The organism is Vibrio olivae (assembly GCF_042428525.1).
Lineage (GTDB): Bacteria > Pseudomonadota > Gammaproteobacteria > Enterobacterales > Vibrionaceae > Vibrio > Vibrio olivae.
Genome location: NZ_JBHMEP010000076.1, coordinates 1 through 641, shown reverse-complemented (window position 1 = coordinate 641; position 641 = coordinate 1). Strand labels below are relative to the sequence as shown.

The 641-nt window shown below is 44.1% G+C and carries 1 protein-coding gene; it reads left to right on the top strand.

What is annotated here, in order from left to right:
• The coding region (locus ACFFUV_RS24135; RefSeq protein ID WP_512701406.1) for a hypothetical protein at positions 1-532 on the top strand (532 nt) is incomplete at its 5' end.
• Positions 533-641: the final 109 nt, after the last annotated feature.

The following is a 641-nucleotide window of genomic DNA, read 5'->3' as shown; positions in this document are numbered from 1 at the left end:
GAGTGAAGAGCTTGCCAAACGCCAGGCATACGACCAGGAGCTTGAGGGAGTATTAAAGAAATCCTTTGAACTCCGCAAACAGAAAAAATATGAGGATTACATCAAATTGATGGAAGAAAATGCAGAGCGTTTTTCTGACAGTTCCTCTTTTTCTTTCTCAGTAGCTAAAGTGCATGCTGAACAGGCTTTCCAGGAAAAGGACTACCGGAAAGCGGTTGATATTCTGGACAAGATGCTTTCGCGCTTTCCCCGGGAAGATACCCTGGCCTCCTACATGTTGAAAATCTATAGAAGTTCGGATGAAATGCGGGAAAACAGCTATGATGCCTCCCGGCGCGCCTTGCAAATCATGCGGGATGCCAATACTCGCGGTGATGGTGGCTACAATGCCGCTTGTTATCAAGTCATGATGGAAATGGCCATGGAGAAAAAAGACTATGTACAGGCAAAAGAGGCTGCCCTGAAAGCATTCCACGAATTGCCGCTGGTCCACCAATATGCCGCCATAAAGAAAAAACAGAAGGAAGCTTAAGCCATCCGAAACATTCTGCCCCCTTTCCTTGTGAAAGGGGGCTTTTTTGTGAGAAAATACGATTTTTTAAAATGTCTATAATCAACGAGTTGTAAAATTGCATAAAAAA